Origin of the sequence: Mycetocola tolaasinivorans, from assembly GCF_003667565.1 — a bacterium.
GTDB lineage: Bacteria > Actinomycetota > Actinomycetes > Actinomycetales > Microbacteriaceae > Mycetocola > Mycetocola tolaasinivorans.
On the sequence record NZ_RCUX01000008.1, the window covers coordinates 154355 to 178714 of the forward strand.

At 65.6% G+C, this 24360-nt stretch carries 22 protein-coding genes and 1 pseudogene; 8 read left to right on the top strand and 15 right to left on the bottom strand.

Annotated elements, in window-relative coordinates; translation table 11 throughout:
- Window position 1 precedes the first annotated feature (1 nt).
- From rimM to rpsP, 3 genes are read right to left on the bottom strand one after another with little or no spacing between them, the layout of a single operon-like run.
- Complete coding sequence (rimM, locus tag D9V32_RS11585) at window positions 2-652, bottom strand: ribosome maturation factor RimM (RefSeq protein WP_121649056.1); 651 nt, start codon at window positions 650-652, stop codon at window positions 2-4.
- 1 nt (window position 653) lies between these two features.
- Entirely contained in the window at window positions 654-890 is a 237-nt protein-coding gene (locus tag D9V32_RS11590; protein WP_030148708.1) for an RNA-binding protein, read from the bottom strand.
- A gap of 2 nt (window positions 891-892) precedes the next feature.
- Window positions 893-1306, bottom strand: a complete 414-nt coding sequence (gene rpsP / locus D9V32_RS11595; RefSeq protein ID WP_121649057.1) for a 30S ribosomal protein S16 — start codon at window positions 1304-1306, stop codon at window positions 893-895.
- A gap of 211 nt (window positions 1307-1517) precedes the next feature.
- On the opposite strand from rpsP, the gene D9V32_RS11600 reads away from it, so the two are divergent.
- Window positions 1518-2708, top strand: coding sequence for a glutamate--cysteine ligase (locus D9V32_RS11600; protein ID WP_121649058.1), 1191 nt, complete (start codon window positions 1518-1520; stop codon window positions 2706-2708).
- Between the two features lie 10 nt (window positions 2709-2718).
- Here D9V32_RS11600 and D9V32_RS11605 read toward each other — a convergent pair whose 3' ends face one another.
- A complete protein-coding gene (locus D9V32_RS11605) occupies window positions 2719-3912 on the bottom strand; it encodes an MFS transporter (RefSeq protein ID WP_121649059.1) in 1194 nt (397 codons plus the stop codon).
- Between the two features lie 86 nt (window positions 3913-3998).
- Between D9V32_RS11605 and D9V32_RS11610 the strand changes: the two genes are divergently transcribed.
- Window positions 3999-4673 carry a FadR/GntR family transcriptional regulator gene (locus D9V32_RS11610; protein WP_121649060.1) on the top strand — a complete coding sequence of 225 codons (675 nt, stop codon included), beginning with the start codon at window positions 3999-4001 and terminating at the stop codon, window positions 4671-4673.
- Window positions 4674-5367: 694 nt separating this feature from the next.
- Here D9V32_RS11610 and D9V32_RS11615 read toward each other — a convergent pair.
- The 7 genes from D9V32_RS11615 to D9V32_RS11645 all read right to left on the bottom strand — a co-directional run bounded on the left by D9V32_RS11615 (window position 5368) and on the right by D9V32_RS11645 (window position 15880).
- Window positions 5368-6225, bottom strand: a complete 858-nt coding sequence (locus D9V32_RS11615; RefSeq protein WP_121649061.1) for an EamA family transporter — start codon at window positions 6223-6225, stop codon at window positions 5368-5370.
- A 162-nt stretch (window positions 6226-6387) separates the two neighbouring features.
- A complete protein-coding gene (locus D9V32_RS11620; protein ID WP_183086295.1) occupies window positions 6388-9918 on the bottom strand; it encodes an Ig-like domain-containing protein in 3531 nt (1176 codons plus the stop codon).
- Window positions 9919-10904: 986 nt separating this feature from the next.
- Window positions 10905-12083, bottom strand: coding sequence for an adenosine deaminase family protein (locus tag D9V32_RS11625; protein ID WP_121649063.1), 1179 nt, complete (start codon window positions 12081-12083; stop codon window positions 10905-10907).
- A gap of 23 nt (window positions 12084-12106) precedes the next feature.
- Window positions 12107-13192, bottom strand: coding sequence for an extracellular solute-binding protein (locus D9V32_RS11630; protein ID WP_121649064.1), 1086 nt, complete (start codon window positions 13190-13192; stop codon window positions 12107-12109).
- A gap of 53 nt (window positions 13193-13245) precedes the next feature.
- Window positions 13246-14253: an ABC transporter ATP-binding protein gene (locus D9V32_RS11635; RefSeq protein WP_121649065.1), complete on the bottom strand. Its 1008-nt coding sequence runs from the start codon at window positions 14251-14253 to the stop codon at window positions 13246-13248.
- Window positions 14250-15062: an ABC transporter permease gene (locus D9V32_RS11640; RefSeq protein ID WP_121649066.1), complete on the bottom strand. Its 813-nt coding sequence runs from the start codon at window positions 15060-15062 to the stop codon at window positions 14250-14252. Before D9V32_RS11640 ends, D9V32_RS11635 begins: the two co-directional genes overlap by 4 nt.
- Window positions 15059-15880: an ABC transporter permease gene (locus D9V32_RS11645; protein ID WP_121649067.1), complete on the bottom strand. Its 822-nt coding sequence runs from the start codon at window positions 15878-15880 to the stop codon at window positions 15059-15061. The genes D9V32_RS11640 and D9V32_RS11645 overlap by 4 nt, the downstream gene beginning before the upstream one ends.
- Window positions 15881-16128: 248 nt before the next feature.
- On the opposite strand from D9V32_RS11645, the gene D9V32_RS11650 reads away from it, so the two are divergent.
- Window positions 16129-17094 (top strand): LacI family DNA-binding transcriptional regulator, encoded by a 966-nt coding sequence (locus D9V32_RS11650; RefSeq protein WP_121649068.1) that lies wholly within the window; start codon window positions 16129-16131, stop codon window positions 17092-17094.
- 50 nt (window positions 17095-17144) lie between these two features.
- Here D9V32_RS11650 and D9V32_RS11655 read toward each other — a convergent pair whose 3' ends face one another.
- From D9V32_RS11655 to D9V32_RS11665, 3 genes are read right to left on the bottom strand one after another with little or no spacing between them, the layout of a single operon-like run.
- Window positions 17145-18233: a hypothetical protein gene (locus tag D9V32_RS11655; protein ID WP_121649069.1), complete on the bottom strand. Its 1089-nt coding sequence runs from the start codon at window positions 18231-18233 to the stop codon at window positions 17145-17147.
- A complete protein-coding gene (locus tag D9V32_RS11660; protein WP_121649070.1) occupies window positions 18230-18874 on the bottom strand; it encodes an ATP-binding cassette domain-containing protein in 645 nt (214 codons plus the stop codon). The genes D9V32_RS11655 and D9V32_RS11660 overlap by 4 nt, the downstream gene beginning before the upstream one ends.
- Window positions 18865-20040, bottom strand: a complete 1176-nt coding sequence (locus D9V32_RS11665; protein ID WP_147440463.1) for a hypothetical protein — start codon at window positions 20038-20040, stop codon at window positions 18865-18867. The genes D9V32_RS11660 and D9V32_RS11665 overlap by 10 nt, the downstream gene beginning before the upstream one ends.
- A gap of 169 nt (window positions 20041-20209) precedes the next feature.
- Between D9V32_RS11665 and D9V32_RS11670 the strand changes: the two genes are divergently transcribed.
- The 5 genes from D9V32_RS11670 to D9V32_RS11685 all read left to right on the top strand — a co-directional run bounded on the left by D9V32_RS11670 (window position 20210) and on the right by D9V32_RS11685 (window position 23363).
- Entirely contained in the window at window positions 20210-20779 is a 570-nt protein-coding gene (locus tag D9V32_RS11670; RefSeq protein WP_147440464.1) for a hypothetical protein, read from the top strand.
- 201 nt (window positions 20780-20980) lie between these two features.
- Window positions 20981-21334: a hypothetical protein gene (locus tag D9V32_RS16070; protein WP_147440465.1), complete on the top strand. Its 354-nt coding sequence runs from the start codon at window positions 20981-20983 to the stop codon at window positions 21332-21334.
- Between the two features lie 110 nt (window positions 21335-21444).
- A complete protein-coding gene (locus D9V32_RS11675; RefSeq protein WP_121649073.1) occupies window positions 21445-21996 on the top strand; it encodes a hypothetical protein in 552 nt (183 codons plus the stop codon).
- Between the two features lie 80 nt (window positions 21997-22076).
- Window positions 22077-22664 carry a hypothetical protein gene (locus D9V32_RS11680; RefSeq protein ID WP_121649074.1) on the top strand — a complete coding sequence of 196 codons (588 nt, stop codon included), beginning with the start codon at window positions 22077-22079 and terminating at the stop codon, window positions 22662-22664.
- A gap of 120 nt (window positions 22665-22784) precedes the next feature.
- On the top strand, window positions 22785-23363 hold the full coding sequence (locus D9V32_RS11685) for a hypothetical protein (RefSeq protein WP_121649075.1): 579 nt from the start codon (window positions 22785-22787) through the stop codon (window positions 23361-23363).
- Window positions 23364-23464: 101 nt separating this feature from the next.
- On the opposite strand, the pseudogene D9V32_RS11690 reads toward D9V32_RS11685, so the two are convergent.
- Window positions 23465-24360: pseudogene (locus D9V32_RS11690) on the bottom strand (signal recognition particle protein); the annotation flags it as partial.

Here is a 24360-nt window from a genome sequence, read left to right on the forward strand (position 1 = left end):
GCTACTCCGCGGGGGTTGCGGAAGACTCAGCGTCCTCAGACGACTCAGCGTCCGTGGAAGACTCAGCGTCCTCAGAAGGCTCAGCGTCCTCCACCACGATGTCCGCAATGTCCTCGAACAGGCCCATCGGCGGGGTCACCAGGACATAGCCCTGCTCCACGTTCACCTCGGGCACAATGGCCGAGACAAAAGGAACCATGACCTCGCCCGAGGCGGCCTTCACGATCAGCAGATCCTGAGCGGGCATGTGCTCGATACGTGCGATGGTACCGACCTCCACGCCGTCGCGCATGACGCGCAACCCGGCGAGCTGGTGGTCGTACCAGGCATCGGGTTCGTCGTTATCGGGTGCCTCGTCGGCGTCGATCCAGAGGATCGCCTTGACCAGGGTTTCCGCCTCGTTGCGGTCTTCGACACCCTTTAAGAATGCAACCGCGTGACCGTTGTACCAGCGCAGCTCGACAAGCTCAATGGTCTTGCCGTGCCACTTCGAACCGGTGGGCACCTGGAGGGTGAACTCGGCTCCGGGGGTAAACCGGTGGGCGGGATCGTCGGTGTACAGCTCTACCTTGAGGGCTCCCTTGAGCCCGTGTGCCTTCGTCAGCCGGCCGACACGCAGCTGATTACTCTTTGGCTTTACTCCGCGATTCATCTCAGGCAGCGGTGTCGACAACGTCAACCCGTACCCGGGAGTCACCGGCGAGAGAGTTTACAAGGGTACGCAGCGACTTCGCGGTGCGACCCGAGCGGCCGATCACGCGGCCGAGATCCTCGGGGTTCACACGAACCTCGAGGATCTCGCCGCGCGTCGTGCTCTTCGCCGCGACCTGGACGTCTTCCGGGTGGTCAACGATCCCCTTAACGAGGTGTTCCAGAGCGGTGGAGAGCAATGTTACGCCGTTTCTTCTTCGGTTGCAGTCTCAGCAGCAGCCTCTTCAACCTTGGCGGGAGCCTTCTCCACCTTGGGCTTCAGAACCGGCTTCTTCTTTGCGTCGAACACGAAGGGAGCCTTGGCTTCCTTGGTCTTGACGGTCGAGACGGCGTCCTTGTCACCCTTGAACTTGCCCCAGTCGCCGGTCAGCTTCAGCAGAGCGGCAACCTGCTCGGTCGGCTGTGCGCCAACGGAGAGCCAGTACTGGGCACGGTCCGAGTCGATCTCGATGAACGAGGGCTCTTCGGTGGGGTGGTACTTACCGATTTCCTCGATGACGCGACCATCGCGCTTGGTGCGCGAGTCGGCAACGACGACACGGTAGTAGGGTGCACGGATCTTACCCATGCGCTTGAGACGAATCTTGACAGCCACAATTCTCCTGTGTGTTTAGTGTGGTGAACTGGTGCCGAGCGCGTGGGGTGCACACGCGGCGAAAGCTCTAATGGGGTTCGTGCAGGCGGATAGAGGGTCGGCCATACACGGACTCAAACACCTATTCTGTCAGAAATCGACGCATCCGGGTAATCGGATCGGCACGCGTGTCAGAATTGAACCCCCACACTCGCCCGCGCAGAAAGATTCGATGCCCGTGCCCACTCCGTTTGCGCCGACGCCCACCGTGGCAGCCACCGCATCATCCGCCGCGATTCCGGCCATTCCGTTTGCCCGATCGGCGCGGGGCACGGTGGGGCTTGAGTGGGAGCTCACCCTGGTTGATCCGGCCTCCGGTGCCCCGGTTTCCCGGGCCGATGAGGTGTTGCGCGCGCTCGCGGGGCCCGGCGGCGCGCCGCACCCGCGGATCACCGGTGAGCTCCTGCTGAACACCGTCGAACTGGTGAGCGACGTGCACACCACGGTGCCCGCGGCGATCGCCGACCTGCGTGGCCAGCTGGACGAGCTGCGCGCCGCCACGGACACCCTGGGAATTGACCTCATCGCCTCCGGATCGCATCCATTTGCGCAGTGGCAGGATCAGCCGATCACCCCCAAACCGAGGTACGAGAAACTGATCGACCGCACACGGTGGTGGGGTCGCAACATGATGATCTGGGGTGTGCACGTGCACGTCGGGGTGGAGGACGTCGATCGCGCACTCCCCCTGCTCGACGGCCTCCTCACCTACTCCCCGCACCTGCAGGCGCTGTCGGCATCGAGCCCGTTCTGGGCGGGGGTCGACACCGGATACGCGTCGAACCGCTCACTCATGTTCCAGCAGCTCCCCACCGCCGGCAGCCCACAGCAGTTTGCGCACTGGTCCGAGTTTGAGGCATACGTGGCGGATATGACTCGCACCGGCATCATCGAGGACCACAGCGAGGTGCGCTGGGACCTCCGCCCCTCTCCGCGCTGGGGCACGATCGAGCTGCGCTCCTGCGACGCCGCCTCGACCCTGACCGAGTTTGGGGCCATCGCCGCCCTCGCCCACTGCCTGAGTGATTCCCTGGCCCAGAAGCTCGACGCGGGCGAGGAGCTCACCGTTCTGCAGCCCTGGTTCGTGCGCGAAAACAAGTGGCGCGCCGCCCGCTACGGGCTTGAGGCCGAACTGATCGTGAACGCCGCCGGCGATGAGCGCCTGGTTACCGACCACCTGCGTGAGCTGGTGGTCGAGCTGATGCCGATCGCCGAACGGCTGGGGTGCGCCAAGGAACTGACCGCGATCCCCGGCATCCTGGCCCGCGGCGGCAGCTACCAGCGCCAGCTTCAGGTCGCCGCCGAAACCGGCGGCGACCTGCGCGCGGTGGTCGCGGCACTCGCGGCCGAGCTGCGCGAATAAAGCTAACCGACTACTGCGCGCCCTCCAGCGCCTCGACCCCTGAACGCACCGTGCGGCGCGCGGGGTCTCGCAGCACCAGGGCCACCGCAAGCGCGACGATCAGCAGGCCCGCCATCACCACGAACGCGGTACGAACGCTGCTGGCATCGGCGATCACGCCGAGCAGCGGGCTCATCAGGCCACCGAACGAGAGGGTGAGCCCGAGGGTCACGCCACTGGCCAGGCCGATTCGATTGGGCAGGAACGCGTGCGAGAGCGTGACCTGGGGAGAGAACGGCAGAAACAGGGATACACCCAGCACACCCGTGGCGAGCACCGCGAACGGGGGCGCGGGTGCGAGGATGATGGCCACCATGGCGATCAGGGCGAGGGCGTAACCGGAGCGAATGACGCGCAGTCGGCCGAATCGATCGGCGAGGAATCCCCCGGCCAGGGTCCCCGCGGCACCGGCCGCGGGGAACACGGTCAGAGCGATCGAGGCGTCGGCGGTCGAGATGCTAAAGCGTTGAATCTCCAGCAGCGTGATGAACGAGCTGGTGCCGATGTAGGCCACCGACCAGCAGGCGAGCACGGCGACCAGCACACCGAATCCGCGCCAGTCGTCCTTCGCCGGGACGAGCGCACGCACCGTGGCAGCTCCCGTCGCATTCGAGGCGACCGCACCGCCGCGCGGACGTAGCAGAAACGCTACCCCGAGCACCGCGGCGGGGATCATCAGGAGCGGCGTGGCCGACAGGCCCCACACGCCCACGGTCAACAGCACACCGGTGGGTGCGAGCGCGGCCCCCACGTTGCCGCCCACCGAGAAGATGCTGAGCGATCGGTTCGTTCCCCCGCCATACTCCCGCGCGAGCACGGTGCCGGACGGGTGATAGGCGGCGACGCCGATGCCGGAGATAGCGATGGAGATCCAGGTGGCCGCGTAGCTGTCCTCGAAGAGCCCGCTGATCGCGATCCCCGCCCCCGCGGTGAGGAGGCCGGCCAGGACGAGCCAGCGCAGGCGGAAGCGGTCGGCGAGCAGACCGAAGGCGGGCTGCGCCACGCTCGACAGGCTCGTGGCGGCGAGGGTAATGCCGGCCACCGCGGCATAATCGTAGTGGCGCTCCAGAATGAGGAACGGCAGCAGGGCGGACACGGCACCGGCATAGAAATCGTTGGCGGCGTGGGTGGCCGTCAGCACCCACAGACCTGCTCTGTTTTGCATGTTTTTCCTTCAATTGCGTGGACATCCCGGTTGCGTCGGGATATGGTTGGGGTCACGCAACCCCTCAGACAAGTAGACAGGTTACGATGATTTCTCCGATTTCACAACAGCCACTCGCTGCGCGCGTTGCCGAGGAGCTTCTGGCCCGGATCCGCCAGGGAGAGTGGCCGCTCGGCCACAAGCTCCCCGGCGAGACCACCCTCGCCGCCCAACTCGGGGTCGGCCGCTCAAGCCTGCGCGAGGCCATCCGTGAGCTCGCCGGCAAGGGCGTACTCACGAGCCGCCAGGGTGCGGGCGTCTTCGTGACCGCACTCGATGTCGAACAGGGCCTTGAGGACGTCGTGCGCGCGGCCGAGGTGACCGCCGTCATCGAGGCCCGCATCGCCGTGGAAACCGAGGCCGCGCATCTCGCCGCCTCGCGCCGTACGAGCGCGGATATCCGTCTCCTGCGCAAGACCCTGGCCGCGCGAGAGGCCGCCCGCGGCGTGATCGAGGACTACGTCGATACCGACACCGAGTTCCACCGTGCGGTGCTCGCCGCCGCCCACAACGAGGTACTGAGCGAGCTCTTCGACACCTTCGTGCCTCGCATCCGGCAGGCCATGATCGCGATGCTCCGGGCACAGCCCCGACCCGCGGCCACCGATGCCGACGGCCATGGCGGCCTGATCGAGGCCATCGTCAACCGTGACGCCGAGCTGGCTCGCACCCTCAGCCGCGCGCACCTCACCGAGCTGCTCACAAACTTCACCGCACGCTAGCCGCACTCACGCGGCCAGGCCGTGGCGTCACGCCTCGGGAGCTCGTTTGCGCGCAGGTCGTGGAATGAAGTGTTCAACGACGGAGGGATCAAGGTCCCTACACTCGTGTCGAATCGACGTACCGATTTCACGACAAATCATCAGTCTGAGTGCGTATGCAGATTCTTCGGCACGCGGGGACGCAAAGAGATGATCGGATGGATGCGGATTTTCTCCAGTGCCCGTACGAGAATAGGTACGCCGAAATCTATTGGCACGCCGAGCCTCAGCTCGATAAAGATGTGTCACCCGAGACCCGGCGATCCGAAGAGACTCCGACAGCCCTGGCTGGAGCAGCACCCGTTCCACGGGGGTCCCGAATTGCGCGCCGATAATGCCTCCTCGATCCGCGAGTTCAAGCGCTGATTCACAGAGAGAATCCACCGCGTCAAGAGTGTCCGACCAGTCCTTCCTCAGGTCATCGCTGCTGAGAGCGATCGAGGTGGTCCCCGCAGCAACATGCAATCGTTGTGCGACCTTAGCCGCATACATCAGTGACTGTTCCTCGGGCCAGATACTCGCTCGATCGCTCCGCGCTTGACGAGCGAGCAGAGCCTCGGTAATCACGGCGACGAGCGGGGCTCTCAGCTGGGGCCACTGGGCTCCCATCTGCACATATCGTTCATACCAGGATACGGAGAAAGCCACTGCACTCTCACGTCCCCACGACGAGCACGACACCCGCCGCGGCGATTCCCGCAGCGGTGAGCTTTTGAGCGACATGATCACGCTCGGAAAGAATAATAATCCCCGCAACGACGTACAGAATTCCCGCTGCCTGATAGATCGGAAGGATGATCGAAGCCTGCCCGTCAACCAGTGCGCTCAGCAGGAGGTAATAGCCTGCCGCGCCGGCGATGCCGGCAACGACGGCAGGCCACAAGAGCCACGATTCCGGTTCTCGAAGTCGATTCCGGTTGAGGACGAGCGCGACAATCGTTGTCCCGAGGAATCCCAGAAACACGACGACGGACGGGGGAATACCCGCCGTGAGTGCCTTGTCGAGTATGAGCGCCAGTGAGATGGCCAGTGTTGCGGCCACCGCATAGACGAGCCCGCGACGATTCATCGTTGCGCTCGGCAGTCGACTGATCGGAAGATATGCGAGGACAAGGAGGACAATCCCGATCCAGCCGATGGGGCCCAGGGTCTCACCAAACAGAACGACACCGAGTACCGCTGTAATGACGATGCGGAGACGCCCAATCGTCGAGGCGATGGAAACCTCGAGAAGGCTCGCGCTGCGAAAGGAAAACACCGAGTAGCTTGCCCACAGTGCAATCGACAGCGGAATGAGAACCCAGAACTCGCTCGGATGCTCAGTGTTCACGGCGTATTGAGGCGGGTTCACCAGCGAGAAAATCGCGGCTGGGGCCGTGATCAGAGTAGCCGTTGCCTGGTACACCAGAAGAAAGCGATCTGGTTCTCCGCTCCGTCGAAGTGTGGCACGGGTAAGGAGCCGATCACCCCCGTTGAAGATGATCGCCAAAACCACCAAAAACCACGTTTCCATCACGTCGTGGACCTCCGACCGGCACCACTGGTTGAGGTACGTTGGCGCGATGGTGTCAGAAATACATGGCGGTTGGCTGAGGATTCGCTTTACCGCATACGGATCGAGGGCTCCTCCGACTCGTCCACACGGACGAGTCGGAGGAGCCCTCGATCTGATTCGCTAGTTCTTCTGTCCGGTTCTCCGGTTCCGCAGGAAGAGTCCGGAGCCGATGAGCAGCATGGTCACAATGGCCATGGCACCCAGGCTCGCGTAATCCGAACCGGTACTAACGAGCTCGCCACCCGGTGAGGGCTGCGGGGTCGGGGTGACCGGGGTCGGCGTCGGGGTGACCGGCGTCGGCGACGGGGTCGGCGTCGTCGGGCGGTTGCCCACGCCCACGGTGATCGACGGCGAGACGTTACCCGCCGCGTCGGTCACGGTGATCGTGAGTTCGTCCAGATCAACCGGTCCGGTCGAGGTGCAGGACCACGCGCCGGTTTCGTCCGCGACGGCCTCACACACGGTGTTGCCCTCGGCGTCGGTGATGGTGATCGTCGACCCCGGCTCGGCGGTTCCCGAGCAGGTCACGGTGCCATCGGCGTTCGCGACGCACTCGGCACCGGTCACCGGTGCGGGTGCCTCGGTGTCCACCGTCAGTCGCACCGGGGCTCCGGCGAAGACGGTTCCGTCCTCGGCGGTCGAGACGGGCAGGTACTCGTGTTCGCCGTCCTCTTGGGTCTGCGTGATCGTGCAGCTCCAGGTGCCATCGGCCTTCACGGTCGTGGAGCACACGGTGTCGCCGTTCTCGTCCACGATGGTGAGGTCGTGCCCTGCGGTTCCCGTGCCCGAGAAGGTCGGCGTGGCGGTGCCGATGGCGGATCCCGATACGGGGCTCGTAATCACCGGCGGTGCCGGCAGGATCGTCACTCCCCCGGAGTTGCCCGCCTCATCGATGGTCTCGACGCCGATCGGGAACTTCGTAACCGGGCCACCGATGCAGCTCCAGTGACCACCCTCGGGGATGATCACCGTGCAGACGGTGTTGCCGTCGCCATCGGTGATGATGATGGTGTCTCCCTCATCGCCGTCGCCCTCGCAGGCAACCATGCCCGCCTCATCAACGATGCAGGTGATGTCCGTGGTCGGGGCCGGCGGAGTGGTGTCCACGGTGATGCGCACCGGAGCTCCGGCGGTCTCGTTCTTGGCGATATCGAGTGCCACCGGGGTCAGCGCGTACGCCGCCTCGGGCAGCTCGACCGTGCTCTCACACGACCACCTGCCGTTTCGAACCTCGGCCGAACACAGGATCCGCTCGTTCGCGTCGCGCACCTGAACGGTGGTGCCGTCCTCGCCGGTGCCCGCAAACGTCGGCTTCGCGGTGTTCACCGAGGTGCCACTCACCGGCGAGGTGATGACGGGGGCCGCGGGCTTGACGGTGAGGATGGTGAATGACACCGCGGCACCCGTCGACGTGTTCCCGACGGCATCGCTCGCGACCGGCACCAGGGTGTGCAGGCCGTCGGCGAGCTCCTCGGTGGGTTCACAGGACCACGTCCCACCCTCGACCACGGCCGAACACAGCACGGTTTCGGCTGCGCGCTGGGTTGCGCTGACGCTGTGGCGCAGCTCAACGGTGGACCCGTTCTCGCCGGTACCACTGATCGTGGGGGTGACCTCGTTCGTGACGTGGCCGTCCGTCGGCGAGGTGATCACCGGAACGGTCGGGGGCGTGGTGTCCACGGTGAGGGTCACCGCTGCCCCCTCGGCCTCATTCCCGGCGGCATCGCGCGCGGTTGGGATCAGCGAGTGTGAGCCATCGCTCAGGTTCGTCGTGGGTGCACAGGACCACACTCCGCCGGAGACCACCGCGGAACAGATCACGGTCGACCCCTCACGCACGGTGACGGTCGAACCGTTCTCACCGGTGCCCGAGATCGTGGGCGTGGCCTCGTTTGTGGCGTTACCGGATTGCGGGGACGTGATGACCGGAACGGTGGGCGGCGTGGTGTCCACGGTGATCGTGATTGCCACGCCCGTGGCGGTGTTGTTCGCCGCATCGGTAGCGACCGGGGTCAGGGTGTGTTCACCCTCACTCAGATCGGTTTCGGGCTCGCAGGACCAGATTCCAGCCACGACCACGGCGGAGCACACCACCGTGGTGCCGCTCAGAACCGTCACGGTCGAACCGTTCTCGCCGCCGCCCGAAATCGTGGGGTTCAGCTCACTGATTGCCGCGCCGTTGAGCGGTGCGTTGATCACCGGAACCGCCGGTGCCGTGGTGTCCACGGTGATCGTGACGGGCTGCCCTTCGGAGCTGTTTCCCGCGGCGTCGGTGGCGCTCGGGGTGAACGCGTGGGAGCCCTCGGACAGGTCGGCCGTGGGCACGCAGGACCAGGTGCCGTTGGTCACAGGTGAGGTACAGACCGCCACAACGCCGTCGCGCACGGTCACGGTCGAGCCGTTCTCACCGGAACCGCTGATCGTGGGCCTCACCTCGTTCGTGATGTGACCATTCGTCGGAGACGTGATGACCGGAACGGTGGGCGGAGTGAGATCGATCACGATGCTGACCGCCGCGCCGATGGCCGGGTTTCCCGCGGTATCGGTGGCCGTGGGGGTCAGCGTGTGCGTGCCCTCGGAGAGGTCGGTCGTGGGAATACACGACCAGGTGCCGGCGGGGAGAACCGTCGCGCTACACACCGGTCCCGCGGTGCTGCTCACCGTCACGGTGGAGCCGGCCTCGCCGGTGCCGGAGATCTCGGGCTTCTGCACGTTGGTCTCGGTGCCGTCCACCGGCGACGAGATCACCGGGATGGCGGGCGGAGTGGTATCGATGGTGATCGAAACCGGATCACTGGCGGTGGTGTTGCCCGCGACCGATTTCGCCGTGGCGACGAGGGTATAGTCACCCTCGGCCAGGTCGGCGGTCGGCTGGCACTCCCACGCCCCGTCGGAGACCGTGGCCGAACAGATCAGGGTACCGCCGGAGCGAACCTCGATCGCCGAACCGTTACCCGCCGTGCCCGAGATGGTGGGCTTCACATCCTTCGTGACGAATCCGGTCTCCGGCGAGGTAATGACCGGTTTGGCGGGAGGCGTGAGATCAACCGTGATGGAGATCGCGGTGCCCGCCCGTTCATTGGTTGCGGCGTCCACGGACACCGGGGTCAGGGTGTAGGTGCCCGCAGCGAGGGCGGTTTCCAGGGTGCATGACCAGGTGCCACCGCTCACCGCGGCGGAACACAGCACGTCGCCTCCCGATCCACGCACCTCAACGGTCACGCCATTCGGGCCGGTGCCCGACACCGTCGGGGTGGTCTCGTTGGTGACCAGGCCGGTCTCCGGCGCGGTGATCACCGGAGCTTCCGGCAGAGCGGTGAGGACGGTGATCGTGATGGGTGTTCCTCGAGAAGTGTTTGTTGCCTCATCGAAGGCTACCGGTTCGAGAGTGTGATCACCGTCGCTCAGCGCGGTCGTGAGGGTACAGGACCACGTGCCGTTGGTCACGGGCGAGGAACACAACGTAGCATCTGCGCTATTGCGCACCTCGACGGTTGATTCGTCCTCACCGGTACCGCTCACGGTTGGGGTGTTGTTGTTCGTGGGCGAGCCGGTAGGCGGGTTGGTAATGACGGGCACCGCGGGTGGGATCGAATCAATGACGTACATGATCTCGGTTTCCATGGTGCCCGCATCATTGAGGGTTGCCATGACAGCGAGTTCGTTGGTCCCCTGAGGTCGAGGCTCGGACGGGGTATAGGTCCAGGTGCCGTCGTCATTTACTGGAATCAAATCAATGAAGGTACCCGAGGAAAAATCGAAGATATTCATCTTCAGCCCGGTTCCCGGAAGCTTATCCGCCGTACCAGAGATGGGGAACCGGGCATCATTTACCAGCTGCCCAGGAGTCGGAGAAATAATCACGGGTTGATGAAGCACCTCGGCCCTCAGCGTTACCGTGCCGGAGTCCACTCTGGTCGCCCCTGTAAAGAGTTCATACGACAACGATCCCAGGGCGCTTCCCGGCTGCGCGGTCACGGGTACCTCATAAAAATACTGCGGCGAGCTAAAATCTCCCGTGGTTTCGCCGTCGAGAAAACCACACGAGATCTTGGTGTGCAACGTGGTGAAGTCAGTTGGGGGAATGAGCACGTTACTGGCGTCGTAGCAGCTAAAATCCGTCTTGGGACGGATGATACGTATACCTGCCGGTGGCGTCACCGTCACCAGTGTCGCACGCTCTTTGATGATGATCGTGGCACTCCCATCGCGCTGCCCAACCGATCCTGCTACCACCGTAGTTGTGATCTTATCGGGCTCATCCGCCGCGCCCGCCGCGGTCGCCACGAATGCGGGGGCAACCAGACCGATGGAGAGAGCCAGGGCGAGCGTGGCTTTTCGCACCACCCGACCGCGCCGGGATAGAACCGAACTCTGCTGTGTCAACCCGTTCATTGATTTCCCCCACTAGAAATGCACACGTGACCGCCGTAACTGCGACGTTACGAGACCCTGTTTAGCAGAATTTAGGCCACCCGCCTAGCAAATACCCTGGTCTGGGGGTCAAAATTCCGCCTCGTGGCCTCCAAGCGGGGCCCTCGGCCCCGCGGCTGCTTTCCGGCCAGAGCCGTACCCGCAACACGAATGCCCCGCACCCGTTTGGACAAACGGGTGCGGGGCACGTGCAAAATGGCCTGCTAGACGGCGGGGAACAGCTCCGCTTCGAGAGCGTCAAACTCCGCGGTGAAGCGCTCCCGCATGGCCTGCTTTTCGGGAGCGGGCACCCAGGCGGCTTCGACGCCGGCCATCGCCATCGCGCGCAGCTTCTGGCGGTCCACGCCGATCTGTTCGCTCAGGATCGCGTACTCCTCGGCGAGGGTCGTCGGGAACATGCCGGGATCATCCGAGGCGGGGATCACGTTCAGGCCGGCCTCGAGCATCGCGGCGATCGACGCGCGACGCCACGGACGCCAGGAGCGGCGCGAGGTGGTGGACACCACGGTGAACGCGGTCTGCTCCTCACGGACCCGCTCCACAACCGCGGGGTCCTCCAGCACGAAGTAGCCGTGGTCGATGCGGTCGCAGCCGAGGAGGTCGAGGCACGTGACGGTGTTGACCGCGACCGGCGCGTGCTCGGAGGAGTGAGCGGTGCGGAAGAGCCCCGCCTCCCCCGCCAGCCGGTAGGCGTCGGCAAAGCGCTCGGGCGGACCGGCGGTCTCAAGGTTGTCGAGGCCGATGCCGACCACATACTCGTTGGGGTTGTCCACGATACGACGCACCATCGCCAGCGCGTGCTCCCCCGACTTACTCCGGTCAATCCCGGCGATCATGCGCCCGGTCATCCCAAAGTCGCGCTCGGCCATGCGGATGCCCTCGGCATATGCCTCCACCTGGCCGCGGTACCCCAGCATTTCGAGGTGCGGCGGCAGATCGTCAAAGAACAGCTCGAGGTGACGCGTGGCACTCGTGCGGTGCGCGGCCTCAAATGCCTCATAGGTCACCCGGGTGAGGTCCTCCGCGCTGCGCAGCACCTCAACCACCCACTCCGACGCCTTAAAGAGGGAGTAGGAGGTCTCCGGCTCATCGGCGGAGCGGCCCTGCGGCACCGGAATGTGGGTGTCGCGGTAGAGCGCCGGGTCCGGCGGCAGCGAGTTGATGTCGCGGAAGATGAGTTCCGGATCCGCGGGCAGCTCCAGCTTTTCGCGGCGTGCCAGCTCGGCAAACGTCGAGGCACGGACGGTGCCGATCAGGTGGCAGTGTAGGTCGGTTTTGGGTGCGCGGCGCAGAAACTCTGCGGTCGCATCGGTTGACGCGGTGATGGTCGGGTCCCCTCGGGTAAAACGAAAACAGAAATGGCCAACGCCCGGACCCCGCATGCGAGGTCCGGGCGAGGCGGGTACTAGCGGGTTGCGACCTCGCGGGCGAAGCGGTCGGTCCACTCGGTGCGGTTCTTCACGATGACCGAGATGTCCAGGGTCTTGTAGCCGGCACCGATGGGGTCGGTTGCGGCCTGGCCGACGATCTTGGTCAGGTTCTCGGGCACGCTCGCCTCGGGGTTCACGGGCAGGTCACCCACGATCTTGGCGGAGCTGGTCTGGGCCTCGGCACCGAGCAGGTAGTTGATGAACGCGTGTGCGCCCTTCACGTTCTCGGCGTTGGCGGGGATCATGGCGCGGTTGGTGGCCATGAACTTGCCGGTGGCCGGCGGGGTCCAGGCGATGGGCTCGCCGGCCTCAACCAGGCTGGTGGCAAAACCGCTCAGCGCCGGAGCGTTGACGATCTCGCCCTGCAGCAGCAGGTTGGTGACCTCGGTGGAGGACTTGTAGAACTGCAGCACGCCCGGGGCCCACTCGCCCAGGGTCTTGAATGCGGCGTCCACGTCATAGGCGTCCTTGCCCACGGACTCGGCCACACCGGATACCGTCAGCTGACCGGCGGTGACGCTGAAGTCCGGCAGCGCGAGCTTGCCCTTGTAGGCGGCGTCTCCGAACATGTCCCACTTGGCCGCGGTGGCCTCGTCCAGCTTGTCGGTGCGGTAGAGCATGCCGTTCAGCTGGTAGCTGTAGGCGGGGCCGTCGTACTGCTTCTCCTTGGCGAAGACCGCGATCTTGGCGAGGTTCGGCAGCTGTGCCTCATCCACCTTCTGGAACAGGTTCTTCGACTGGCCGAGGGCGGCGTAGTAGTCCGAGATCAGCATGACGTCGGCTCCGGCGCGCTTGCCGTTCAGCTCGAGCTTCGACAGACGCTCGGAGTTCGATCCGGTGTCCACCTCCACCTTGTAACCGGTGGCCTTTTCGAACGGGGTGATGATGGCCTTGGTGACCTCATCGACACCGAACGGGAAGGTGCTGACCACGATGGTCTTGTTGTCGTCATCGCCACCGTTGCTCGCGCCGGGGGTGGCGGAGCAGCCCACCAGCAGAGCGGTGGAGGTGAGCAGGGCCGCGGCGGTCGCGAGGGCGCGAACGGGGATACGGGAACTCATCGGATGGATCCTTACTGTGAAAGGGGTGTTGTGGGGAGTCTGTGGAGCACGCGCTACTCGGGCAGGTGCACGAGCGCCGGGGCGGGAGCGGAGACGCTGATGCGCTCGCCCGGGGTGAAGCCGGTGTGCCCGGCGGGGAGGGAGTCGCGGCGCAGCACTGAGATGAGCGGTACGGTCTCGCCACCGGGGGCGGCCGCGTTGACGCCGACCACGAGGTCAACGCCGCGGTAGGCGCTGCTCGTGATCACGCCATCGAGGTTCAGGCCCGGGGCGGTGGCTGCCGCGGCGGACACCTGCAGCTGCTCGGGACGCACTGTAAAGAGGCCCTCGGCGGTGGGAATGAAGTTCTCATATCCGAGGAACTCGGCGACGAAGCGGTTGGCCGGGGCGGGGAAGACCTCGTCCGGTGCACCGGTCTGCATCACCCGGCCGGCGCGCATGAGCACCATCGTGTCACTCATTTCGAGGGCCTCGTCCTGGTCGTGGGTGACGAGCACAACGGTGAGGCCGGTCTCGGCCTGGATGCGGCGAATCTCCGCGCGCATCTGCACGCGCAGTCGGGCGTCAAGGTTCGACAGCGGCTCATCCAGCAGGAGCAGCTTCGGTCGGATCGCGATCGCACGGGCGAGCGCCACGCGCTGCTGCTGACCGCCGGAGAGCGCCTTGGGCTTGCGGGCGGCCAGGTGGCCGAGACCCACGAGCTCCAGCGCCTCGGCAACGCGCGCCTTACGCTCGGCGGTGGGTACCTTGCGGAGCTTGAGGCCGTAGCCCACGTTGTCCGCCACGGTCAGGTGCGGGAACAGGGCGTAGGACTGGAACACCATGCCCAGGCCGCGCTTTTCCGGCGGCAGGGCGGTGGCGTCCTCCCCGCCGATCAGGATCTTGCCCGAGGTGGGGCGCGCATAACCGGCGAGCATGCGCAGCGACGTGGTCTTGCCACATCCACTGGGGCCCAGCAGGGTCGTGAGCTTGCCCTCCTCGATGGTGAGATCCAGGTTGTCCACGGCGAGGAAGTCGCCATACGCCTGGGTTACCCCGACAAATTCGGCTGCGGGAATCATTTGTTGATGCCTCCAAAGATCTTGGCGAAGCCGACGGTGCGCTCGGCGATGATGGCTACCACCACGGTGGCGGCGAGCAGCAGGGTCGACATTGCTGCGATGGTGGGGTCGTAGTTCTGCTGGATGTAGTCGAGCATCGTGACCGGGAGCGTGCGGAACTGGCGATCCTGCAGCAGCAGGGACAGCGGCACGTTGTTGAACGAGGTCACGAAGCTCAGCAGCGCGGCCGAGAAGATTCCCGGGCGCAGCAGCGGCAGCGTCACGGTGAAGAACGCGCGCAGCGGTGAGGCACCGAGACCGCGGGCGGCCTCCTCGATCGCGGGGTCCGCGAGGGCGAGCGAGGCACCGGTCACGCGCACGGCGTAGGGCAGCAGGATCGCGGTGTGGCCGATGAGCAGCGCCACCGAGTTTCCGAGGCCCAGCACCACCATGATCTGCTGGTAAAGCGCGAGGCCCACCACCAGTTCGGGCACCACGAGCGGGGAGAGGAACAGCCCCTGCACGATCGACTTGCCGGGGATCTTGCCGCGGTGCATCGCGATGGTTGCGGGCACGCCAATCGCCAGGGCGAGGGCGGTCGCGATCAGCGCGAGCTGCATGCTGGATCCCAGCGCGGACATAAAGGAGTTGTTGCCGAGGGCGGCACCAAACCAGTCCAGCGTGAATCCCTTGGGCGGGAAGGACACCGTGCGGCCGGCGGAGAACGCGGTGCTGACCACAAACAGGATCGGGACGATCATGATGATGTAGCCGAGCACGGCGAGCGTGCCGAGGACGGGGCGGGCGTTGGTGGGCTTGGTCAGGCTCATGACTGCACGCTCTTTCCTCGCGACAGCAGCGAACTCAGGCCGGAGACCAGGAACACCAGCAGCGTCATAATCAGCGCGGTGGCCGAGGCCGAGGCCCAGTCCACGGTCACGTTTGAGTAGTTGTAGAGCTCGGTGGCGAGCATCCGCTGGCTGGAACCACCGAGCAGATACGGCGTCGTATACGCGGTCGCGGCACCGGCGAAGACCAGGGTCGTGGCGACCACGAGGCCGGGGGCCGACAGCGGGAGCACGATGGTCCAGAGGGTGCGGGTGCGGCTCGCGCCGAGGCCGCGGGCGGCATCGTCGAGGCCCGGATCAACCTGCGCGACGGCGGAGTAGCAGGAGATGATCGCGAGCGGCAGGAACAGCTGGGTCATACCCAGCACCACGGCGAGCTCGGTGTAGAGCAGCTGCGGTGCCTCCGGGGCGAGGCCCAGGCCGGTGATCAGCTGACCGATGGCACCCTGACTGCCCAGCAGTACGATCCACCCGAAGGTGCGCACGACGTTGCTGAGCAGCAGCGGGAAGATCGCCAGCGCGAGCCACATTCCCGCGAAGCGCGAGGTGGAGCGGGCCAGCAGGTACGCGATCGGGAAGCCGAGCACGAGGCAGGTGACGGTCGTGATCAGTCCGAGGCCGAGTGTGCGGCCGATGATCGCGAGCGAGTACGGATCGGTCAGCATCTCCCCGAAACGCACAAAGACGTCTCCGGTACTGACCCCGGGCGGTGCGAGCAGCATCGCGACCGAGGGAATGGCGAATCCAAGCAGGATAAACACCAGACCGGGCAGCAGCAGCCAGGCTGGTTTTCGAGACATGTGTGCCCCCATTGGCGGTGGTGTTGTGGGTGCGGGACGGGGATCCCCACGCACGGGCGGGCAATTTCGACGCAAAACGCCGAAACGGGCAATGAAACCGGTTGCACAACCGGTTTCACACACTATACGCTAAGTTCTATCGAAGAAACAAACACTTCTTTTTCTTCCCCGACGGCACCGCAATTCGCCGTCACCCCATCCCCCACCGAGGGCTCCGCCCCTCACCCACCCGCACTTTCGGAGGCTTCGTGAGCACACTCGAGGACGTTGCGCGGCTCGCCGGAGTGTCCAAGGCCACCGCATCGCGTGCGCTCAGCAAGCCCGAGCTGGTGGCCGCGGCCACCATCGCCCGCGTGCTGCGCGCCGCCGAGGAGCTGCACTTCGCACCCTCGCGCACCGCGACAGCCCTGGCCAGCGGGCGCACCGGCGTCATCGCGATGGTGGTGCCCACCCTCGAGAACCAGTTCTTCACGCCCATCATTCAGGGAGCGCAGGATCGGGCGGACGCCGCCGGATACCTGCTCACCGTGGCCTCCACCGCGTTTCTCGAAGACAAGGATGTGGAGCAGTTCGCCCGCCTCGTACCGCAGGTTGACGGCTTCCTCCTGGCCGCCCCGCGCGGTAAGGATCGCTTCGTTGAGCCCGCGTGTAAGTTCAAACCCACCGTACTGATCGACCGCGAAATTGAGGGTGTCCCCTCGGTGGTGGCCGACTCCGCGACGGGCTTTGCCGAGCTCGCGCTGCGCATGGTGGCGCAGGGGCACACACACATCGCGCTGGTGGGTGGCCCCGGCCGTTCCTGGCAGAACCTGCGCCGCGTCGCCCACGTGATCGAGGCGCTGCGTGGCAAGGCCGCGCTCACCGTGCTGGGCCCGCACCGCTCAACCTTCGCCGCGGGCGTGGGCGTGGTGAACGAGATCCTGACCTCCGGGGCCACCGCGGTCATCAGCTACTCGGCGTCGCTGTCCACCGGCATCATGTTTGGTCTGCAGTCCCGTGGCGTCACGCACCTCGTGGTGAGCGCGGATCGCGGCGTCGCCGATGCGGTGGGGGCCGAGAATGTGCCGGTGCTCGAGGTTGACGGTCTCGAACTCGGCCGCCAGGCGATGGACACCCTGCTCGCGCGCCTCGATGCCACCCCCGGTGGCGAGATCCCGCGCCTTCGCCTGCCGGTTTCGGTGGAGTGGGATCTGGGCGAGCCCGGCGCCGCATAGCGAGCCCGGCAGACGCCTGCCCGCGATGGCCTGCTCGGAGCTACCCCGCGCTAGGCGCCCTTGAACACCGCGGACGGCGAAATCGCCGAGGCGAGGGCCGTTCCAAGCAGCGGGAGCGGGAGCAGTGCGAGCATGAGGCGCGCGATATCGGCCCCGGCCAGCAGGTACTCCTGTGATCCGATGCCGGTGCCGAGCAGCCCGGCCACGGCGATCACCGCGGCCGCTCCGATCGCGACCGGAAGGAGCAGCGTTGCCACGACCTCCAGCGCGAGGGCGAGGGTGATCTGTATGGGCCGCACACCGAAGGCCCGATACAGCGCCATTTCGGAGCGCCCCGACCACCACAGCACGCCGAGCAGCAGCGCGATGACGCCCGCTCCGGCCACCCAAGCCCAGTTGCTCGCCCGCTGCGGGAGGAGCTTTTCGGGGTCGCCCACGAGGGCGTTCTTGGTGAGGAACGGTGCGGTGATCGCGCCGTACTGTTCGGGAACCGCGGTGCGGAGTACCGGGAGAACCGCGGAGGCGGCACCCGGCTCGAACTCGACGAAGCACTCCCGCGTGTTCTGATCGGCGCGCACATCGGGTTCGAGGAGCGAGGAGTTGAGGCCGTCGACGCGAGAGCGCTCCCCCGCGACGCCTACGATGTCGCGCGACTCGGTGGTGCCCGCCCGGCTGAGTGTCACGCTGGTGCCCGCGACCAGACCGGTCTGGGTGGCGAGGTCGCGGCCAGCAACGATACCGGCCGCGGGGATCTCAAATCCCGGCCAGGCAATACGCACCATGCCCGGTGACACCCGCAGCAGTTCCCGGTTCTGGCCGGGGAAGGTATCGAGCTGAATCTGCTCACGGTGCAGGATGGCACCGACCGCGATCACGCCCTCGGTGCGCGCGATGTTCTCGCAGTACTCCATCGGGAAACCGGTGATGCTGCCCGCACGGATGATCTCCACGAAGCGTCCGGCCTGTCGCTGCTGTTCCCAGCTGTCACGTAGCCCGCCGGTTTCAATGAGCGACACCAGCGGCACGGCGGCACCGATCACCGCGGCGCAGAGCGCCACGAGGAGGGCGCGCCAGGGGCGTGCGCGCAGGCCGCGGGCGTGTTCGCGCACAAACTCCCCGGTGCGGAACCCGCGAGTCATGCGGTGGCCTCCGGCGCGCTCGGGGTGTCCAGTGTGTCCATCCGGATGATGCGGTCGGCGCTTTCGGCCACGGTGTCGTCGTGGGTGGCGATGATGACGATGGCTCCGGCGTCGGCGGCGGCGCGCAGGGCGTCGATCACGAGTCCGCGGGAGGCCGCATCGAGTGAGGCGGTGGGTTCATCGGCGAGAATGACCGGGGTTTCGGCGGCCATTGATCGGGCCACGGCCACGCGCTGACGCTCGCCCCCGGAGAGCCGCTTTCCCGCACGGTCGCGCACGTCGTCGAGCCCGAGGCGGGTGAGGTTGTGCGCGGCGATGGTGAGGGATTCCTCCCGGGTGGCGCCGCGGGAGAGTGCGCCCATCGCGACGTTGTCGGTGGCGGTGCGGTGCGGGAACACCGGTGAGGCCTGGTCGATCCAGGAGATGCCCGGGGTGTCGTCGCCGCCGTCCGCCGAGGTGATGGTGACGGTGCCGGCGTCGGGTTTCTGATGCCCGGCGATGATGGCAAGCAGGGTGGACTTCCCGAATCCCGAGGGGGCGCGCAGCGCGGTGATGGTGCCTTCCTCAAACGTGGCACTCATTCCGTTGAGGACCCGTCGCTCACCGAAGGCGACGCTGATGTCCGTGGCGACTACGGGCATGCGCGGCGCTCCGCAGGCACCTGGAGGAGCACGCGGCTGGCGGTGCTGAGCTCACCGGAGACGACGACGCTGCCGCCCTCCCCCGCGCTCACCTCCACGCGCACCGGGCCGTCCTTTGTCAGTACGCAGGAGGCTGCTCCGACGCCGTAGACGGCGGCGGCGGGGACCTGCCATCCCTGCGTCTGGGTGGTCTGCGAGATGAGCGCGCGAACCTTGGCCTCGCCCGCCCCCACGGTTTCGGTGAGCGCGGCGAGCCCCTCGGCGGTGACGGAGTCTCGGGTCTCCTCCAGCGGGATTTCGGTACCGCCCACGCGGAGGATCGCCTCGGCGGGCACGGGCATGCGCATGATGCGTTCGGCGTCAAACACCGGCAGTGCCGCCCGAGCACCGCCGTTACCGCCGCCGCCCAGCGGGCCTTCGTTCTCGGGGGCCATTCCCTCTCCGGTGACGAGGGCGGCCGTGACGCGCGGTCGGGGCGCAAACAGTTCTTCCCCGGCGGCCGGTGCCGTCTGGCCCACCGAGAATGCCGCCGCGCCGACGGTGATTCGGGGCTCGGCGAGGTGCAGCACCCAGGCGGGGTCGAAGGTGTCCCCCTCTGCGCCGAGCTTCTTGGCCAGCTGGGTGATGCCGCGCGCCGTGCCCGAACCAAAAGTGTTGGCGGTGCCGCGGGCGAGCCCGAGGTCTCCGAGCAGAGTGTTGAGCGCGCCGATGTCTGCACCCGCGATGGTGTCCGGGCCGATCGGCCGCCAGAACGGAGCGGGCGTGTGCGCGGCGATTCGGTCGATGCCGTCGATGGTGACCACCACGTCGCCGTGGGCAACGGTGGTGCGCGGGGGCTGCACGGCGGTGATGAGGCCGGTCCACGCGGGTGCGCGCAGTACCGGGCCCTGTTCCCAACCGAGCGCGAGTTCCATCGGGGAGTCGGTCTGGGCCTGCCCGGTTTCGACCGGGGTCCAGGTTTCGGCGGCCTCGGTGAAGCGGATCTGCCCGCTCCACAGCACGATGGCCGCGATGAGCCCGAAGGGCAGAATCACCCAGAGCCCCGCCCCGATCCAGAGCAGCACGGACCGACCGGTTGACCGACGCGTGGCCATGTTTTCCCCCAAGAAGTACGTGTGCGTGCTGCCGGGTGAGCCGGTGTGGTGGCCGGGGCTGGCGTCGCTCATCGAGTGCGCACCGCATCTCCGCGGGCACCCCTCACGCTAGTGGTTTCGACCGTCACCGGTCAATTTGATAACACTCGTACATGGGCCATCGCCCCGCGCGGCCGCCCGGCCCGCATACCGCTAGCATTGGATGTGGATGCGTGCGTATCCGCCGTTCTGAAGGGGAAGAATGTCTCGGGGAATCACCGCGCTGGCCGCGCTCGGAGCTGTCCTAGTTTTGGCCGGGTGTTCTGCCTCTGGTGTCAATGAGGGCCGCGATAACGACACCACGATGTCGGCCGCGCAGCGCGCAATTCTCGATCGTGACGATGTGGGATTCGACTCCTATAAGGAGGCCTGGGCAAACTACGAGGTGTGCCTGAAGCGCGTGGGTTTTGCCGTGGAGGAACCCGCCCTCAACCCGACCGATAGCCGACGCTTCCTCGCGATGATCAACCCGATTCCCGGCGAAAAGGGCCGTGACGAGGATAAGTATGCCTGCAGTTCGCGCGAGTTGAACGGCGTGGAGTCCGCGTATCTGCGAGATCACCCCGTGGTCATGGACCCCGTGCTCCGAACCGAGGTCTTCGCCCGGCTCTCGCAAAAGCGCATCCCGTTCACCGGCACCGAAACCAAGATCGGCGACTTCTTCCCCAGCGGCACGGAGGATATGACCCGAGTGAACGCAATTCTCTCGATCATCGAGGACTCCACCTGGGCGCTGTTCCCCGATCTGCCCTACGTGGCCACGGGGTTCTAACGCCCGCGTGCCACACGCGATCCCGTTTCCCGGCTGTCCTGCTTTTCCGCTTTAGCTCGCTCTCGCGCGCCCGAAAAGGGCGAGGACCCGCGGAAATCCGGGCATCGCCTCCGCTGGTGTGCTGCGATCTGAGCTGAGCCGTTGCTCTGCCGTCGCGGCTCCCTCAGGCTACCTCCTAACGGTTACCCGAGGAGGTGAAACATGAAACGAACATCAACACTGGCGGGTGCCACCCTGGCGCTCAACGCCGGACTGATCTTCAGCACCGGCGGCGCGGCAAACGCGTTTGGCTCCCGAAACGTCTTCAACTCCGGTTGCGGAACGACGTACGGCTTCGCAAGTTGGACGATCAATGGTGGGGGTGCCGCGGTATCAGGAAAGGGCACTGACGGTTCTTGCAAGGGCCATCCGGGCGTATCAATACTGTATTCGGATGGAACCAGGTCTACCCGGGTGAACCATCCGTACCGCGCAGAAACCTCACGAATTGGCGCGCGTATCGTCGGCGGGTATCACTGGCGTGCGATCGTAGATAGAAATGGCTGGATTACGTAGTCGGTAAAAACCAGCGCAATCTGGGTGGGGTCACGCCAGTGGCCCCACCCAGAAAAAAGGCGAGAGGTGCACTAATGAAAGCACACCATGGAGTCCACATATTAGTTCCGATGAGCATACTCACCCTCATTCTCACCGGCTGCGCCAAAACGGATGGGGGGAGGGACTTTTCTGGTGACGGCGATAGCACTGCCGAGATATCCGCTGCCCAGCGCGCCATCCTCGAGCGGGAGCAGATTGGGTTTGACGAGTATAAGGAGGCCTGGGCCAACTACACACGCTGCACCGAGGACGCTGGATACCGGATTACGGAGGTCGCGCTGAGCCCCACCGATAGCCGCCGCTACCACGGGATGATCGAGCCCGTCCCTGGACAGAAACAGGACACCCAACGTGAGCTTGCATGTGCACCGGACGAACTCTCCTACGTTGAGGAGGAGTACATGCGTCAGAATCCGCCGTTCATCGATCCGGTGCTCCTCGCAGAAATCTTCGCAAGGTTGGAGCGCGCGGGGATCTCCTTTACCGGCAACGAGACCAAGATCGCCGACTTTTTCCCGAACGTCAGCGATGAGAATCGGATCTCCGCGATCACGGAAATCATCACCGACACAACTCGTGAAATGTTTCCGGATGCGCCCTTCGTGAGCGTCGGGTTCTAACTCGCGTAAGGGGATCCCTACGGCTGCATCGCCAAAACAGGTTAGACCTCCATGCGCGGCAACGAGGTGAAAGGACAAACATGCAGACTCACATATCCAGGACGGCACGGTTGCTCGTCACGGTTGGCATTGGTCTTGCCCTCACCGGGTGCTCGGTGGAGACGGAAGGGCCGGAGGGCACTCAGTCCCGGGTGGACATCTCCGCTGCGCAGCAGACCATCCTCGAGCGAGAACAGATCGGATTCGACGAGCATAAGGAGGCCTGGGCAAACTACGCACTGTGTCTGGAAAACGGAACCGGTTATCGCGCGACGGATCCCGTCCCCGATCCCATCAGCGGGCGCCGCTACAACTGGAACCTCGAGGTTGTCCCGGGCGCAACGTTCGACATTGATGCGATGCTGGAATGTCAGCGTAGTGAGCTGAGCTCTGTTGATGCCGCATACATCTCGCAAAACCCGCAGCAGATGGACCCCGTGCTCCTGAAGCGTATGTTCGCGGGGTTGGATCGTGCCGGGATCTCCTACACCGGTAACGAAGTGCGCTACGGAGACTTCCTCCCTAATCTCCACGAGGACCAGGCCCGGGTCCGCGCAATTGATGAAATCTTGGGCGAGGCAATGGGAGAGCTCTTCCCTCACTTCGCGGGATGGCCTGCCGACTTCTAGAGCCCCGGGCCTCGCCCCCAGATCGGGGCGCTTCTGACCGAAACAGGGAGCGGCACTCCATCTCGCGGGTGCCCCGCTCGCTAGGCTGAGCGTCGCTCGTCACGCAGCCGAAGGGGAACCATGCGCAGCCGAAACATCGTGATCGCCACCGTACTCGGAGCAGCCCTGCTGGCTAGCCTCACCGGCTGCACCGCCGAAGAATCCGTTACGGAAAAACTTCCCACGGGTATCTCACAGGCTCAGCGCGAGATTCTGGCACGAGATCAGGTCGGGTTTGACGAGTACAAGGAGGCCTGGGCCAACTACGCGCTGTGCATGGAAAACGACTCGGGCTATCGGGTTTCGACGCCGATCCCCGACCCCATCAGCGGACGTAAGTACGCCTGGGAGATCACCATGATCCCGGGTGCACAGGTCAACAATGACGCGGACTCGGAGTGTCAGAGGAGCGAACTCACCGAGGTTGAACACGAGTACATTCGTCAGTTCCCTCAGCGGATGGACCCCGTTCTGCTGCAGCAGGTTTTTGCCGAGCTGGACCGCAAGGGGATTTCCTACACCGGCAACGAGAAGAACTACGCCGACTTCTTCCCCGACGGTGCCGAGGACTTGACGCGCGCGCGAGAGATTGGCGCCGTTGTTTTTGACCAGGCCACCCAGATGTTCCCCGGCGTGAGCTACTGGGGTGCTGGCTTCTAAACGCTCCGGATCAACCGGCACAGAACGCGAAACCACGGCGCAAAACGACGACGGCGGCGGACCGAAGTCCACCGCCGCCGTGAGTGTTCCGTGAGGCGCTGTTAGCCCTGACCGCCCAGCATGCGCTGGATCGTGGCCATGTCGTCCTCGCTGGGCTGACCGGAACCGGCCGCCTTGCCCAGGCCGAATCCGCCGCCGGTGGGCGCCGCGGGAGCCGCGGTGATGCCCTTGGCCTCGGCCGCGCGCTTTGCCGGGTTACCCGAGCGCGAGCCGCCCTTCTTCTTGGCGTTCTTCTTCGGCATCTTCGGGCGACCACCGGGGATCGGGCCCATGCCCGGGATCTGCGGCATACCGCCCTTGGCCATGGTCTTCATCATCTTGGCGGCCTGCTCGAAGCGGTTCACCAGCTGGTTGACCTCGGTCACGGTCGATCCCGAACCGCGTGCGATACGCAGGCGACGCGAGCCGTTGAGGAGCTTGGAGTTCTGACGCTCGGCGCGGGTCATCGACTGGATGATGGCCTCGGTACGGTTCAGCTCGGACTCGTCGAAGTTGTCGAGCTGCTCCTTCATCTGGCCCATGCCCGGGAGCATGCCCATCATCTTCTTGATCGAACCCATGTTGCGCAGCTGCTGCATCTGCTTCAGGAAGTCGTCAAGGGTGAAGGTGTCGGTCGCGAACTTCTCCGCGAGCTTCATCGCCTCTTCCTCATCGAAGGCCGACTGCGCCTGCTCGATCAGGGTGAGGATGTCACCGAGGTCGAGGATGCGGCTGGCCATCCGGTCGGGGTAGAAGGGCTCGAAGTCGTCGAGGTTCTCGCCGGTGGAGGCAAAGATGATGGGGCGGCCGGTGACCGAGGCCACCGAGAGCGCGGCACCACCGCGGGCGTCACCGTCGAGCTTGGACAGCACCACACCGGTGAAGTCCACGCCCTCCTGGAAGGCCTTGGCGGTGTTGACGGCGTCCTGACCGATCATCGCGTCGATCACAAACAGGA

Bases quoted from the DNA above. Each gene is read 5' to 3' on its own strand.
- rimM (WP_121649056.1), bottom strand. From the start codon at position 652: ATGAATCGCGGAGTAAAGCCAAAGAGTAATCAGCTGCGTGTCGGCCGG.
- D9V32_RS11600 (WP_121649058.1), top strand. From the start codon at position 1,518: ATGCCCGTGCCCACTCCGTTTGCGCCGACGCCCACCGTGGCAGCCACC.
- D9V32_RS11605 (WP_121649059.1), bottom strand. From the start codon at position 3,912: ATGCAAAACAGAGCAGGTCTGTGGGTGCTGACGGCCACCCACGCCGCC.
- D9V32_RS11610 (WP_121649060.1), top strand. From the start codon at position 3,999: ATGATTTCTCCGATTTCACAACAGCCACTCGCTGCGCGCGTTGCCGAG.
- D9V32_RS11615 (WP_121649061.1), bottom strand. From the start codon at position 6,225: ATGGAAACGTGGTTTTTGGTGGTTTTGGCGATCATCTTCAACGGGGGT.
- D9V32_RS11620 (WP_183086295.1), bottom strand. From the start codon at position 9,918: ATGGCAACCCTCAATGATGCGGGCACCATGGAAACCGAGATCATGTAC.
- D9V32_RS11625 (WP_121649063.1), bottom strand. From the start codon at position 12,083: ATGCGGGGTCCGGGCGTTGGCCATTTCTGTTTTCGTTTTACCCGAGGG.
- D9V32_RS11630 (WP_121649064.1), bottom strand. From the start codon at position 13,192: ATGAGTTCCCGTATCCCCGTTCGCGCCCTCGCGACCGCCGCGGCCCTG.
- D9V32_RS11635 (WP_121649065.1), bottom strand. From the start codon at position 14,253: ATGATTCCCGCAGCCGAATTTGTCGGGGTAACCCAGGCGTATGGCGAC.
- D9V32_RS11640 (WP_121649066.1), bottom strand. From the start codon at position 15,062: ATGAGCCTGACCAAGCCCACCAACGCCCGCCCCGTCCTCGGCACGCTC.
- D9V32_RS11645 (WP_121649067.1), bottom strand. From the start codon at position 15,880: ATGTCTCGAAAACCAGCCTGGCTGCTGCTGCCCGGTCTGGTGTTTATC.
- D9V32_RS11655 (WP_121649069.1), bottom strand. From the start codon at position 18,233: ATGACTCGCGGGTTCCGCACCGGGGAGTTTGTGCGCGAACACGCCCGC.
- D9V32_RS11660 (WP_121649070.1), bottom strand. From the start codon at position 18,874: ATGCCCGTAGTCGCCACGGACATCAGCGTCGCCTTCGGTGAGCGACGG.
- D9V32_RS11665 (WP_147440463.1), bottom strand. From the start codon at position 20,040: ATGAGCGACGCCAGCCCCGGCCACCACACCGGCTCACCCGGCAGCACG.
- D9V32_RS11670 (WP_147440464.1), top strand. From the start codon at position 20,210: ATGTCTCGGGGAATCACCGCGCTGGCCGCGCTCGGAGCTGTCCTAGTT.
- D9V32_RS16070 (WP_147440465.1), top strand. From the start codon at position 20,981: ATGAAACGAACATCAACACTGGCGGGTGCCACCCTGGCGCTCAACGCC.
- D9V32_RS11675 (WP_121649073.1), top strand. From the start codon at position 21,445: ATGAGCATACTCACCCTCATTCTCACCGGCTGCGCCAAAACGGATGGG.
- D9V32_RS11680 (WP_121649074.1), top strand. From the start codon at position 22,077: ATGCAGACTCACATATCCAGGACGGCACGGTTGCTCGTCACGGTTGGC.
- D9V32_RS11685 (WP_121649075.1), top strand. From the start codon at position 22,785: ATGCGCAGCCGAAACATCGTGATCGCCACCGTACTCGGAGCAGCCCTG.